This window comes from Idiomarina fontislapidosi (genome assembly GCF_003226255.1).
GTDB lineage: Bacteria > Pseudomonadota > Gammaproteobacteria > Enterobacterales > Alteromonadaceae > Idiomarina > Idiomarina fontislapidosi.
Genome location: NZ_QJST01000001.1, coordinates 242,342 through 256,763, shown reverse-complemented (window position 1 = coordinate 256,763; position 14,422 = coordinate 242,342). Strand labels below are relative to the sequence as shown.

Annotated in this window: 14 protein-coding genes; all 14 read left to right on the top strand. The window is 49.0% G+C overall.

The window, feature by feature from the left end:
* The first annotated feature begins 69 nt into the window (after positions 1 to 69).
* The 14 genes from miaB to rodA all read left to right on the top strand — a co-directional run bounded on the left by miaB (position 70) and on the right by rodA (position 14,416).
* Positions 70 to 1,500: a tRNA (N6-isopentenyl adenosine(37)-C2)-methylthiotransferase MiaB gene (miaB, locus tag DFP83_RS01190; RefSeq protein WP_110572352.1), complete on the top strand. Its 1,431-nt coding sequence runs from the start codon at positions 70 to 72 to the stop codon at positions 1,498 to 1,500.
* 23 nt (positions 1,501 to 1,523) lie between these two features.
* On the top strand, positions 1,524 to 2,531 hold the full coding sequence (locus tag DFP83_RS01185) for a PhoH family protein (RefSeq protein WP_110572350.1): 1,008 nt from the start codon (positions 1,524 to 1,526) through the stop codon (positions 2,529 to 2,531).
* Positions 2,515 to 2,985: an rRNA maturation RNase YbeY gene (gene ybeY / locus DFP83_RS01180; protein WP_241971557.1), complete on the top strand. Its 471-nt coding sequence runs from the start codon at positions 2,515 to 2,517 to the stop codon at positions 2,983 to 2,985. Before DFP83_RS01185 ends, ybeY begins: the two co-directional genes overlap by 17 nt.
* A gap of 18 nt (positions 2,986 to 3,003) precedes the next feature.
* A complete protein-coding gene (gene corC / locus DFP83_RS01175) occupies positions 3,004 to 3,888 on the top strand; it encodes a CNNM family magnesium/cobalt transport protein CorC (RefSeq protein ID WP_110572346.1) in 885 nt (294 codons plus the stop codon).
* Positions 3,888 to 5,465, top strand: coding sequence for an apolipoprotein N-acyltransferase (gene lnt, locus DFP83_RS01170; protein ID WP_110572344.1), 1,578 nt, complete (start codon positions 3,888 to 3,890; stop codon positions 5,463 to 5,465). Before corC ends, lnt begins: the two co-directional genes overlap by 1 nt.
* 32 nt (positions 5,466 to 5,497) lie before the next feature.
* Entirely contained in the window at positions 5,498 to 5,695 is a 198-nt protein-coding gene (locus tag DFP83_RS01165; protein ID WP_110572342.1) for a hypothetical protein, read from the top strand.
* Positions 5,696 to 5,754: 59 nt separating this feature from the next.
* Entirely contained in the window at positions 5,755 to 8,334 is a 2,580-nt protein-coding gene (gene leuS, locus DFP83_RS01160; protein WP_110572340.1) for a leucine--tRNA ligase, read from the top strand.
* A gap of 1 nt (position 8,335) precedes the next feature.
* Entirely contained in the window at positions 8,336 to 8,839 is a 504-nt protein-coding gene (locus tag DFP83_RS01155; protein ID WP_110572338.1) for an LPS-assembly lipoprotein LptE, read from the top strand.
* A 2-nt stretch (positions 8,840 to 8,841) separates the two neighbouring features.
* Positions 8,842 to 9,927 carry a DNA polymerase III subunit delta gene (gene holA, locus DFP83_RS01150; RefSeq protein WP_110572336.1) on the top strand — a complete coding sequence of 362 codons (1,086 nt, stop codon included), beginning with the start codon at positions 8,842 to 8,844 and terminating at the stop codon, positions 9,925 to 9,927.
* Positions 9,896 to 10,531, top strand: coding sequence for a nicotinate-nucleotide adenylyltransferase (gene nadD / locus DFP83_RS01145; RefSeq protein WP_110572334.1), 636 nt, complete (start codon positions 9,896 to 9,898; stop codon positions 10,529 to 10,531). Before holA ends, nadD begins: the two co-directional genes overlap by 32 nt.
* A 66-nt stretch (positions 10,532 to 10,597) precedes the next feature.
* On the top strand, positions 10,598 to 10,918 hold the full coding sequence (rsfS, locus tag DFP83_RS01140) for a ribosome silencing factor (protein ID WP_110572332.1): 321 nt from the start codon (positions 10,598 to 10,600) through the stop codon (positions 10,916 to 10,918).
* Positions 10,919 to 11,389 carry a 23S rRNA (pseudouridine(1915)-N(3))-methyltransferase RlmH gene (gene rlmH / locus DFP83_RS01135; protein ID WP_110572331.1) on the top strand — a complete coding sequence of 157 codons (471 nt, stop codon included), beginning with the start codon at positions 10,919 to 10,921 and terminating at the stop codon, positions 11,387 to 11,389.
* A gap of 23 nt (positions 11,390 to 11,412) precedes the next feature.
* Positions 11,413 to 13,305 (top strand): penicillin-binding protein 2, encoded by a 1,893-nt coding sequence (mrdA, locus tag DFP83_RS01130; RefSeq protein WP_110572329.1) that lies wholly within the window; start codon positions 11,413 to 11,415, stop codon positions 13,303 to 13,305.
* The gene (gene rodA, locus DFP83_RS01125) at positions 13,292 to 14,416 is read left to right on the top strand and encodes a rod shape-determining protein RodA (protein ID WP_110572327.1); all 1,125 of its coding nucleotides are present in this window, start codon (positions 13,292 to 13,294) and stop codon (positions 14,414 to 14,416) included. Before mrdA ends, rodA begins: the two co-directional genes overlap by 14 nt.
* Positions 14,417 to 14,422 lie beyond the last annotated feature (6 nt).

The window sequence follows — 14,422 nt, the reverse complement described above, 5'->3', positions numbered from 1 at the left end:
ACCCAATAGAACAGGTAAAATACGCGCCCAATTTGAAGTTTCCAAATTCCAGCAATTGATTGAGTCACCATGAGCAAAAAGTTATACGTAAAAACCTGGGGTTGTCAGATGAACGAGTACGATTCGACCAAGATGGCCGATCTACTCAATTCGACACACGGCTATGAACTGACCGAAGAAGCCGAAGAGGCTGACCTTATCCTGCTGAACACGTGCTCGATTCGTGAGAAAGCTCAAGAAAAGGTGTTCCATCAGCTCGGACGCTGGAAGCATTTAAAACAAGCAAACCCCGACTTGTTAATCGGCGTTGGTGGCTGTGTTGCCTCGCAAGAAGGTGATGCCATTCGTGCCCGTGCGCCATTCGTTGATATCGTGTTTGGTCCACAAACCTTGCATCGCTTACCTGAAATGGTAAAGCAAGTGGGCTCAGATCATCAGCCCATGATCGACATCTCATTTCCAGAAATCGAGAAATTCGATCGCCTGCCTGATCCAAAAGCCGAAGGTGCGAGTGCGTTCGTCTCCATCATGGAAGGTTGCTCTAAGTATTGTTCATTCTGTGTAGTGCCGTACACGCGGGGTGAAGAAGTCAGCCGCCCTGTCGACGATGTGATCTATGAAATCGCACAACTGGCTGAACAAGGCGTGCGTGAGGTGAACCTGCTCGGTCAAAACGTCAATGCATTCCGTGGCGAGCACTTTGATGGCTCCGTATGTCGTTTTGCTGAATTACTGCACCTTGTAGCCGCGATCGATGGCATCGACCGTATTCGTTACACGACGTCGCACCCGGTCGAGTTTACCGACGATATCATTGAGGCCTATAAAACCATTCCAGAACTGGTGAGCCACTTGCACTTGCCTGTGCAAAGCGGTTCTGACCGGGTACTGACCATGATGAAGCGTGGACACACGGCACTTGAATATAAGTCGAAAATCCGTGCATTGAAAAAAGCACGCCCGGATATCGCCATGTCATCAGACTTTATCATTGGCTTTCCAGGTGAAACCGATGCGGATTTCCAAGCAACAATGGATCTGATTCAAGCCATCGACTTTGATATGAGCTTCAGCTTTATCTACAGTGCACGTCCTGGCACGCCGGCTGCGGATTTACCAGATGACGTCAGCGAAGCGACTAAGAAGCAACGCTTACAACTATTGCAGCAACGTCTTAACCAACAATCAATGGCGCATGCACGCCGTATGATGGATACTGAACAACGTATCTTGGTGACTGGGCCATCGAAAAAGAACCCAATGGAGCTTTCAGGTCGTACTGAAAATAACCGGGTTGTAAATTTCGTAGGGCAACCCCATATGATTGGAAAGTTTGTCGATGTCAAAATCACCGAAGTGTTACCGAATTCACTCAGAGGTGATTTAATTCGCGAAGAAGCCGATATGGGCCTTCGAATTGACACCGCGCCAGAAACGATTCTGCAACGCAATAAGGCGGAAGAACCCGACCCATTAGGTGTTGCTCGAGTCGTACCTTAGCACTAGCAAAGAAGAGGATTCGATTGAGTCAACGTACCGAAACTATTGAATTTGAATTGGAGCCGACGGATTTACGTCGGCTCTCTAATCTCTGTGGTCCTTTCGACGAAAACCTCAAGCACATTGAGCGTCGTCTTGGTGTGGAAATTACCCACCGCGGTCACCACTTCCGTTTAATTGGCCACGCGCATACCGTAGCGGCCGTGCAGAATATTCTGCGCGATTTGTATGTCGAGACCGCGACGGTCAAAGGCAAAGACGGTCATGTCGAACCGCAACAAGTGCATCTCGCGATTCAGCAGGCTAAGGTGCTTGAACAAGACAACACCGATCCCGCTGCTGAGAAGATGACGCATATTAAGACCAAGCGCGGACTTATCAAGCCGCGTAACCATAACCAAGCGGGTTATGTGCGCTCCATTTTGGCTCACGATGTTAATTTTGGCATTGGTCCTGCCGGTACCGGTAAAACCTACCTGGCTGTAGCCTGTGCGGTCGATGCACTCGAACGCCAAGAGATTCGCCGTATTCTACTCACTCGCCCGGCAGTAGAAGCCGGTGAAAAACTCGGTTTTTTACCCGGCGATCTAGCACAAAAAGTCGATCCGTACTTACGCCCTTTATACGATGCATTGTTTGAAATGCTCGGTTTTGAAAAGGTTGAAAAACTGATCGAGCGTAACGTCATCGAGGTGGCTCCCTTAGCTTATATGCGTGGCCGTACACTCAATGATGCATTTATCATCTTGGATGAAAGCCAAAATACCACGATGGAACAAATGAAGATGTTCCTCACGCGTATTGGCTTCAACTCGAAAGCGGTCATCACCGGCGATATCACACAAATAGACTTACCAAGAGGCCAACGTTCAGGCTTACGCCATGCGATTGAGGTACTCAGTCAGGTCTCTGATATCAGTTTCACCTTCTTCCAAGCCGGCGATGTCGTGCGTCACCCTGTTGTCCAGCGCATCGTTCAAGCCTACGAAGAATTTGATACAGGACAGGAGCGCCGTGAACGTTCAAGCTGACTATCAGGTTGCCTGCCAGGCAACACAAGCGCTACCCGAGCAAACGGATATTGAACACTGGGTGGCAACCGCGCTTGAGCTTGCAGGCTATCAAGCAGACGATGCAGAACTAACGGTCCGCATCGTCGACGAAGAAGAAGGACGTAGTCTCAATCATGATTATCGCGGCAAAGACTACGCGACCAATGTTTTATCGTTTCCGTTCGAAGCCCCCATTGAGATGCCTATCCCTTTACTCGGGGATTTGGTGATCTGCGCTAAGGTGGTTGAACGCGAGGCTGATGAGCAGCAGAAACCACTCATGCATCACTGGACGCATATGGTGATACACGGTACTCTGCACCTTTTAGGGTACGATCATATCGAAGATGACGAGGCCGAGCAGATGGAGCGCATCGAAACCGAAGCCCTTGCTCGCCTTGAGATTCCTGATCCTTACCAAATTAATCATTAACACGGAGCAACACTCTGAATGAGCGACGACAATCCCCACTCAGCCAGCGGCTCTTCGCAAAAATCTTGGGCAGCTAAATTGTTGCAGGTTTTCGCTGGAGAGCCGAAGAGCAGAGAAGAACTTGTCGATTTAATTCAGGACGCAGAAGAACGCGACCTGATCGATAACGATACGAAAGAAATGATTGAAGGCGTGCTTGATGTCGCTGAGCTTAAAGTTCGGGATATTATGATTCCACGCTCGCAGATGGTGACCATTGATATTCACCAAAGCGTCGAAGAGTTTCTGCCTATCGTAATTGAATCACAACACAGTCGTTACCCCGTCGTTACCGACAATAAAGACCATGTCGAAGGGATTCTACTGGCAAAAGACTTACTCAGTTTCGGCTTTAACTTCACCGATGAAACGTTCTCCTTGTCCGAAGTCATGCGACCGGCGGTGATCGTCCCTGAAAGCAAACGCGTGGACGTACTCCTTAAAGAGTTTCGTTCAAATCGCTACCATATGGCGATCGTTGTCGATGAATACGGTGGTGTGTCAGGACTTGTCACTATCGAAGACATTTTGGAAGAAATTGTCGGCGAGATTGAAGACGAAACCGACCATAATGACGATGAAAAAGCGGATATCAAGCGCTTAAGTGCCTCGAAGTACTCGGTTAAAGCACTCACCACGATCGAAGATTTTAACGATCACTTTAATAGTGATTTTGCCGATGATGAAATCGATACGGTCGGTGGTTTAGTGGCGCATGGCTTTGGTCATTTGCCCCAACCGGGTGAAGAAATTAACTTAGGTGGCTTTACCTTTAAAGTGACTAGTGCCGATAAACGTCGCATTCAGCAGCTGCAGGTGACCCCTCCCGCGCCGACTGCAACCTCTGAGGAATCGCAGGGGTGATGCAAAAACTGCGTGATGCGCTGTACAATAATGGGTGGCTGAGACACGTGGTGTTAATGCTACTTGGCGCATCACTCACATTTGCCTACTCACCTTTCACGCTCTCATACTTACCCTTGTTAGTACTGCCCTGTGTGGTACTGATGGTTAAATCGCTGAGCGCTAAACAGGCGTTTCGCGCCGGCTTTTTCTTCGGTTTAGGCTGGCTTGGCGTCGGCTTGAGCTGGATTCTGGTCAGTATTGATACCTACGGTGGCATGCCACTGCTGGCGGATATCGCCGTGCTGGGGCTATTAATTGCGTATCTTTCACTGTTCCCTGGCTTAGCATTTTACAGCTGGCGAAAACTGACCGAAAAAACGCCTTTCGCCTATTTTAGTCTGGTGCTTATTTGGCTTGCCTTTGAGTGGCTTCGCGGCTGGCTATTTACCGGCTTTCCATGGCTGCAATTGGGTTACACGCAGACCGATGCCTGGCTCGGCGGTCTCGCATCGAGTATCGGACAACACGGTCTTACCGCGGTCATTTGGTTTATTGCGCTTTCGCTAGCTGCAGCGGTCAAGGGTGCATTACACCATCGTGTGTATACCGTGCTACTGATAATGGTATTCTTTACTGCCAGCTATGTGTTGCCCAAGCTTCAGCCTTTGCAGCGCAGCGACACAACAACATCGGTTCTGTTGGTTCAGGGCAATATTTCACAGAGCTTAAAATGGCAAGCTGATCAGCAATGGCCAAATATTTTACGCTACCTTGATCTGACGCGCCCCCACTACCAGCACGATATCATCGTTTGGCCTGAGTCAGCCATCACTGCGCTTGAACCCTACGCAGATGATGTATTGACCACCATTGATCAGTCAGCGGCGATGAACGGTGCAGCACTGATTTCCGGGATTATTGATTACCAAACCACTCGCGATGAATTTTATAATACCCTGCTCGTGTTAGGTGATGAATCAGGCCTTGATGGCTTTGATACACCGTACCAATATGGCAGCAGTAATCGCTATCAAAAACATCATTTATTGCCCATCGGTGAGTTCGTTCCGTTTGAGGACTTATTGCGCCCTATCGCGCCTTTATTTAATCTACCGATGTCGTCATTTCAGCGCGGTGAATACACACAACCCAATCTGCTTGCCAATGGTCATCGCTTAGCGGCAGCCATTTGCTATGAAATCGTATTTGCCGATCAAGTGCGCGCCAATGTCACCAATGATACGGACTATCTAATCACCGTTAGTAATGACACTTGGTTTGGTGACTCCCACGGTCCATGGCAACATATGCAAATCGCTCGTATGCGCGCAATGGAACTCGGTCGTCCCCTTATCCGGGCAACCAACAATGGTGTCAGCGCGCTTACCGATGAATTTGGGCGCATTATAGCAATAGCACCTCAGTTCCAAGCTACGACCGTGTCGGCAGAAATGCCGGTGGTTACGGGCACCACCTGGTTCCAGCGCTTAGGTAACGCGCCTGCTTATCTGCTTGCTGTATTATCACTACTACCGTTAGTCAGGCTATTTAATCGCGGTGACCGTGGTCAGTCGCAGGAAAAATCAGTACAATAATCGTGTTAATTGGGTAAATAGGAAAAGAAGTCATGGAAAACATTCTCGATGCCATTCTCTTTGCAGTCCTCGTTGCTTCAGGTGGCTTGGGTCTCACGAGCCTAGCAATGTTCTTTTTAGCAACGCCAACCGATGACTCAGAGGTGCGTCAGCGCCAGCGTTTTGAGTTTTCATTTTTTGGCGTAGCTGGCTTAGTCATCATGTTTGTGATGTGGTACGCCATTAGCTAATTCGAAGGCGGTTCTGCCGCCTGACTTTGCAGTAACAGATATCGGATATAAAACGACCTATGCAAGAACAATACAACCCGTCCGCGATAGAACAAGCCATTCAACAGCGTTGGCAAGAAAACAAAGTGTTCGAAGTCACCGAACAACCAGATAAAGAGAAGTTCTACTGTCTCTCGATGTTCCCATACCCAAGTGGCAAGCTCCATATGGGTCATGTGCGTAACTACACACTGGGTGATGTTGTTTCTCGCTACCAACGAATGCAAGGCAAAAACGTTCTGCAACCTATGGGTTGGGATGCATTTGGTCTACCTGCTGAAAACGCCGCTATCCAAAACAAAACAGCGCCTGCTAAATGGACTTACCAAAACATTGAATACATGCGCGAGCAACTCAAACGATTGGGTTTTGGATACGACTGGCATCGCGAAGTCGCCACCTGCTCGCCCGAGTATTACCGCTGGGAGCAATGGTTCTTTACTAAGTTGTACGAAAAAGGCTTGGTTTATAAGAAAAACGCGACTGTAAACTGGGATCCCGTCGATCAAACCGTTTTGGCCAACGAGCAAGTCATTGATGGTCGCGGTTGGCGCAGCGGTGCCAAAGTTGAGCAGAAAGAAATCCCGCAGTGGTTTATTAAAATTACCGATTACGCAGATGAGTTGCTTGCCGATCTCGAACAGCTCGATGGCTGGCCAGAACAGGTCAAGGCAATGCAACGTAATTGGATTGGTCGTTCTGAAGGCTTAGCGATTGACTTTAAAGTGGCTAACAGTGATCAGTCGATTAACGTCTACACGACCCGTCCTGACACGATTTACGGTGTCACTTATATGGGTCTTGCAGCGCAGCATCCGCTCGCGCGCGAGGCGGCCAAAAACAACCCGCAACTGGCTGAATTTATTGAGCAGTGCAAGAACAGTAAAGTCGCTGAAGCCGATATCGCGACGATGGAAAAACTGGGAATGGACACCGGCATCCGTGCGATTCACCCGATGACCGGCGAGGAAATTCCTGTTTGGGTCGCGAACTTCGTACTGATGGATTACGGCTCGGGCGCAGTCATGGCAGTACCAGGACATGACCAACGCGACTGGGAGTTCGCGAGCAAGTATCAGCTCCCTATCGTACCGGTTATTGAACCCTTTAGTGGTGAAGGTGATATCAGCCAAGCTGCTATCACGGAAAAAGGCAAAGTCATTAACTCGGCTGAGTACAACGGCATGTCTTCGCAGCAAGCATTTGACGCAATTGCCGACGTACTGGAACAGCGTGGTGTCGGTGAGCGTAGCGTTAACTATCGCTTACGCGATTGGGGCGTATCACGTCAGCGTTATTGGGGAACGCCTATCCCTATGCTTAATTTAGCCAACGGCGAATCAGTGCCTGTCCCTGAAGACCAGCTCCCTGTGCGCTTACCAGAAGATGTCACAATGGATGGTGTTACCTCGCCGATTAAAGCGGATCCTGAATGGCGCAAAACCGAGTATCAAGGTCAGCCTGCTGAGCATGAGACAGATACGTTTGACACCTTTATGGAGTCGTCTTGGTACTACGCCCGCTACTGTAGCGCGCAAACTGATGATGCCATGCTGGATCCTGAAAAAGCGAACTACTGGTTGCCTGTTGACCAATACATTGGCGGTATTGAACACGCGATTCTGCACTTATTGTACGCGCGTTTCTTCCACAAACTATTGCGTGATACCGGTCTAGTCGAGTCTGACGAGCCGTTTAAACGTTTGCTATGTCAAGGCATGGTACTCGCCGACAGCTTCTACCGCGAAGACGAGAAAGGTGGTAAGCAATGGATCTCTCCACTCGATGTCGAACTCGAAAAAGATGACAAGGGTGGCGTAATTTCTGCACGTCATAAAGAAGATGGGCAACCTGTTGAAATCGCTGGCATGAGCAAAATGTCAAAGTCGAAGAATAACGGTATCGACCCGCAAACCATGGTCGAGCGTTATGGCGCTGACACGGTCCGTTTATTTATGATGTTTGCTGCACCACCCGAGATGACCCTTGAATGGTCAGACTCAGGTGTCGAAGGCGCTCAACGGTTCCTCCGTCGAGTTTGGAAGCTGGCGTATGATTTCATTGAGGCAGGCGGCTATCACGACTCAGACGTTGATCTGAGTAAAGATCAAAAAGCATTACGCCGCGAACTGCACAAGACGATCGCTAAAGTCAGCGATGACATGGGTCGTCGACAGCATTTTAATACCGCGATTGCAGCGATCATGGAATTACTCAACCACTTGCAAAAGGCGCCGATGCAAAGCGAATCGGACCGCGTGGTAATGGGCGAAGCCATTGATGCCATGGTCCGTATGCTCGCACCGATTACACCGCACATTTGCGAACACTTATGGGAGCAATTGGGCCACCAAGACAGTCTGATTTTCGCAGACTGGCCGCATGTGGATGACAGTGCGTTGGTCGAAGATGAAAAGCTTATCGTCGTGCAGGTTAACGGTAAAGTGCGCGCAAAACTGACCATTTCTGCGACCGCAAGTGAGGAAGAAGTTCAATCATTGGTGTTGGCTGACGAAGCGGTGCAGAAGTACACCGATGGCAAAACGATTCGTAAGAAGATTTACGTGCCTGGTAAAATCTTCAATATCGTGGTGAGTTAATATGACCTCACTGCAACGCATCACAGCCCTACTGTTGAGCCTGCTTATGTTAAGCGGGCTCAATGGCTGTAGTTTCCAACTTCGAGACAGTTATCAATTGCCGACCAACTTACAAGCGGTTCGCCTTGATAGTATTGACTCTTTAGAGTTGGAAGCAAGCCTGACACAACGCCTACTTACAGCGGGAATTCAGGTGGTTGATGCGAGCACCCGCTCATCGACAACCGTCATCCGCGTGCTATCCGATGGACTGGAGCGCCGCACGCTGTCATTGTTTGAGAGTGGTCAGGTCGCAGAATACGAATTGATATACCAGATTAACTATCAAGTCGTTCGCGAAGGTCAAACCGAATATGACGGCCAGGTTGAAGTTGCACGCGACTATCAAGACGATCCTAACTTTGCCTTGGCGAAAACGCGCGAACGCGAGCTTCTGGTATCCGAGATGCGCGATGAAGCGACTCGTCGTTTAGTACGGCAACTGATTTCAGAGTTTTCGGATTAACGATGCAGGCTATCTTCCCTGAGCAGCTTACAAGCAGTTTGCAGCAACGCATTCCGCCTGTAATTTTGCTGTTTGGCGATGAACTATTACTGCAACAGGACTGTGACGACATGATCCGCCATAGTCTTAATCAACAGTTATCTAACCCACCCGAGTACCAGCGCTGGCGTGCCGATTCCGAGTTTGACTGGGGTCTTTTGGCACAACAACAGCAGTCCATGAGTTTATTTGGTAGCTTTACCGTTCTTGATATTGAGTTGCCAGAAGCAAAACCCGGTAAATCGGGATCGGATGCGTTAGTTGAATACATCCAACAGGCAAACCCCGACCAATTACTCATTCTAAAAGGACCTAAGCTCAAGAAAGAGCAGCTTAATAGTCGATGGTTTAAAGCACTTGCCGCAGAAGCGTTGCAAGTAAAACTATTTACCCCCAAGCGCAGCCAACTTCCTCGTTTTATTATGCAACGTGCCCAGCGCCATCAGTTGCAACTGTCTCAGTCAGCCGCTGAGCTATTATCTAGCTGGTTTGAGGGGAATTTGTTTGCACTCGAGCAAGAACTTATCAAGTGGTCTTTATTACCGAATCTCGGTGAATTGGATGAACAACAGATTTATGAACGTGTAGCAGATAACAGTCAATTTGACGTATTTGCCCTACAAGACAGCATTGCAGCACAGGATCTCAAACAAGCCATTCACCGATTAGAACGCTTGTTAGAGAATGAAGTTGAAGTCAATATTCTCAACTGGATGTTGCAGCGAGAAGTACAAATTATTAGCCAGCTGCATAGCAATGCGAAGCATGGTTTAAACCATCAGTCAGTATTTAAACAGTTTGCAGTGTGGAGTTCACAGCAGTCTGGCTACGCAAGTCGCGCCAGCCAATACGGTGACGATACGGTTAGACAAATGCTCGCATTAGCCGAGCGTATCGAGCGTGCCGCTAAAGTTGACCGCGATGAACCCTTAGATGTGTTGCTGTATCATCTTGTGGTGCTCTTATCGTCACCCCAGCTACCGGTATCAACACGTCAACAGTTAGGTATATTTAGCCATGTTGAGAGCGATTTTTGGCGGCACCTTTGATCCTATCCATCGGGGTCATTTAAACGCCGCTCGTGACCTTATCGAAAAGCTTAATCACGTCACCATTCATCTTATGCCCAATGCCGTGCCTCCACACCGCCCTCAACCACGGGCAGACGGTGCTCATCGTTTGGCAATGATCAAGTGTGCGATTGAGCAACAGCCCCAGCTGTGCGCCGAACCCTTCGAGCTTAATCAAGCCAGTCCGTCATACACCGCCAAAACCCTTGCTGCTATGCAGCACGTATACCCAAATGACCGACTCGCGTTTGTGATGGGGATGGACTCTTTATTAAGTTTTGACCAGTGGTATGAGTGGCGCGACATCCTTGCCACTGCACACCTTATTGTGCTACCAAGGCCCGGCTATCAGTTATCTGACGCCAACGCGACTATTGCGCAGTTGCTCAACGAGCGCAAAGTTACATCACCGAGTGAACTCAATGACGCATCCTGTGGTCGTATATATATTGCTGATACCACGCTTACTGATGTTTCATCGACAGCAGTGAGAGATGCGTTGGCATCGGGCTCGGATACCGAAATCCCGGCTGCGGTGATGGCCTATATCAAACACCATGATTTGTATTCGAGCCCATTGTGATGCTGTTTATAGCGCAATAATCTGGTACACTCTAACTTTTGTCAAACCCGATGGGAGTAATAGCACTTGCAAGTTGAACAACTGCGCGAATTTGTCATTGATAAAGTCGATGATTTGAAAGGACGTGATATCCAAGTCCTTGATGTGCATGGTAAAACAGATGTTGCCGATTATATGATTGTTTGTTCTGGTAACTCTAAGACACATGTTAAAAGTATTGCTGAATACGTAGCCACTCAAGCCAAGCATGCTGGCATCCCGCCTTTAGGTGTAGAGGGTGGAGAGCAGAGCGAGTGGGTATTAGTTGATTTAGGTGACGTGGTGTTACACGTTATGCAAGAATCAATGCGCGACTTCTATCAGCTCGAGAAGCTTTGGAGTCAATAAGTGCAAATTCAAATGCTCGCCGTTGGCAATAAAATGCCAGCTTGGGTTAGCAGCGGCTTTGAAGAGTACCAGAAGCGTTTTCCCCGCGATATGAGCCTCGATCTCATCGAGATCACGCCTCAGAAACGGGGAAAGAAGGCTGAATTAGGAAAAATTAAAAACCAAGAAGGCGAAGCCTTGTTGGCAGCGGTTCCTAAGGGAAACCGCATTGTGACACTCGAAGTCCACGGGCGGCCTTGGACTACACCGCAACTCGCCCAGCAAATGGCTGGTTGGCAAATGGACGGGCGCAATGTATCGTTGCTAATCGGTGGTCCCGAGGGGCTATCGGATGCATGTTTAGCCGCGGCAGAGCAGCGTTGGTCTTTATCGCCATTAACGTTGCCACACCCCATTGTTCGCGTGATCGTCGCAGAAAGTTTGTACCGTGCTTGGAGCCTCAATAATAACCACCCGTATCATCGGGAATAACAATAAAAAGGTAGTGAAGCTAGATGCGCACTCGCACGCCAATCAGAGACCATGAATCTGAGTCGAGCCTCTTCGCTGGACGCGTGATCTTTGCCATTGTCGTCATTATTGGATTGTTTTCGTTGATTCTGGGCAACCTCTATCACCTGCAGGTGGATGAGTACGCTGATCTACAGACGCGCTCCAACGATAATCGCATTAAGCTCGTGCCCATCGCCCCTAATCGCGGTTTAATATATGACCGCAATGGCGTTATTCTCGCCGAAAACCTACCCGTTTATAGTCTCGAAGTGATTCCTGAGGAAGTCACGAATCTCACTCAACAGGTCAGTGAAATCGCTCAGTTACTGGATATTGAACCTGCTGCAATTGAAGACTTCGAACGCAATGTAAAATCACAACGTCGCTTTAATCATGTGACGGTACTAGATGAGATGACCGAGCAGCAAATTGCCCGATTTGCAGCTAAGCAACATAAATTTCCTGGTTTTTCCATTGAAGCTCGGCTGGTTCGTCATTACCCGTTTAATGAACTACTCACACATGTGGTTGGCTATGTCGCAAAAATCAATCGCCGCGACGTACAACGCTTGGATGAGCAAGAGCGCCTTGCCAATTATGCTGCAAGCCGCACGATCGGTAAGTTGGGAATCGAAAAATATTACGAAGAACAGTTACACGGAGAAGTTGGATATCGCAGTGTCGAAGTCAATAACCGTGGTCGCGTAGTCCGTACCCTCAGCACAGAACCGCCGACTCCCGGCTCAGACATTGTATTAGAATTGGATGTTGAGTTGCAGAAAAAGGCGACTGAAATTCTTGGCGAAAATCGAGGCTCAATCATTTTGATGGATGCCAAAACGGGTGGCATTCTCGCTATGGCAAGTACGCCGAGCTATAACCCTAACTGGTTTGTCAGCGGCATCTCAGTAGACCGATACCGCTCACTGCTTAATTCTCGACACAGTCCGTTATTGAACCGGGCAACACAAGGTGGATACCCCCCCGCATCGACGATTAAGCCACAACTTGGACTGCTCGGCTTACAGTCAGGCGAAATCACGCCGACAACCCGAATTTGGGACCCAGGCTGGTTTGAAATTAAGGGTGTTGACCGACGCTATCGAGATTGGCTCGCGTGGGGCCACGGTTGGGTGAATGTGAGTAAAGCAATTACCGAAAGTTGTGACACATTTTATTATGACCTAGCGCTGAAACTGGGGGTCGACCAAATCTCAGGATTTATGCAACAGTTTGGCTTTGGCGAGAAAACCGGTATCGATATAGCCGAAGAAATCCCTGCCATTATGCCCAATACAGGTTGGAAACGTGCACGATACGGTGAACCCTGGTACGCCGGCGAAACACTCTCGGTCGGTATTGGTCAGAGCTACTGGACCGCCACTCCGATGCAACTGGTGGCAGCAACAGGCGTAATGGCTAATTATGGTGAGTTTGTCGTGCCTCGCCTACTAAAAGGATATGGCACGCTCGACAGCCTAAACGTCGTTGAACCGGAGTATAAACAGCCGGTTCAGGTCGATAAGCCAAGCTATTGGCAAGTCATCCATGAAGCCATGGTATCGGTGACGTCAGATGCACATGGGACCGCGCACTCGGCGTTTCGAGATGCTACCTATACCTCTGCTGGCAAAACCGGCACCGCTCAGGTAGTAAACCTAGGCGAAGATGAGGAATATGTTGCCGAGGATGTGGCAGAGAAGTACCGCGATAACGCGATGTATGTTGGTTATGCGCCCGCAGAGTCTCCTGAAGTGGTGATTTCGGTCGCAATCGAAAACGTCGTCGGCGGCGGTGGCAGTATCGCCGCGCCTGCCGCACGCAGATTACTCGATACGTGGCACCAGCGCTATCACCCTGAGCAATATGAGGAAGCCGAACGTGCTAACAACTGAAGAACGTCAACGTCACCCGTTGCTCAAGAAATTGCATTTAGATGGTCCTTTGCTACTCGGCCTATTGACCCTGTGCGTAGCCAGTCTGTTCATCGTTTATTCGGCGAGCGGGCAAAATATGGATATGGTCGTGCGACAGGCGATTCGTATTGGTGCAGCATTGGCAACTTTATTTGTAGTAGCGCAATTGCCACCTCGGTTTTACCAACGAATCTCGCCACTCATATATAGTAGCGGGGTGCTATTGCTCATTGCGGTGCTGCTTTTCGGTGAAGTCGGCAAAGGCGCCCAACGTTGGCTCGATTTGGGTCCTGTTACCATTCAGCCTTCCGAGATAATGAAACTGGCGATGCCACTGATGATCGCTTGGTTTATTAATCAACGCGCATTACCGCCTCGGTTTCTTCGCATCGTCGCTGCACTGTCATTGGTGTTGTTACCGACCTTACTCATCGCTAAGCAACCGGATTTGGGGACCTCATTATTGGTCGCCAGCGCAGGTCTTTTCGTCATCTTTTTTGCAGGACTGAGTTGGCGACTGATCCTAGCAGCTGTGATGCTTGTGCTCGCCTTCCTACCAGTGCTTTGGATCTACCTGATGCATGACTATCAGCGTCAGCGGGTACTTACTTTTTTAAACCCAGAGCTTGATCCTTTGGGTTCTGGTTATCATATTATTCAGTCTAAAATCGCGATTGGCTCTGGTGGTATTGATGGCAAAGGCTGGTTACAGGGTACGCAATCACAACTTGAGTTTTTACCCGAACGCCATACTGATTTCATCTTTTCGGTCATTAGTGAAGAGTTTGGTCTCATTGGTGTCACGCTACTACTGGCACTTTACACCTTCATCATTATTCGTGGTCTTATCATTGCGTTGCGCACACAAGATATGTTCGGCAAGTTACTCGCCGCTGCGCTCACCCTCACCTTTTTTGTGTATGTTTTTGTAAATATTGGTATGGTCTCTGGATTACTCCCCGTGGTCGGGGTACCGTTGCCGTTAATTAGTTATGGCGGCACGTCGATGGTCACACTGATGGCTGGCTTTGGCATTATTATGTCGGCAGCGACTCACCATCGACTGATTATCCGAGATGGTTATCAATAATAATAA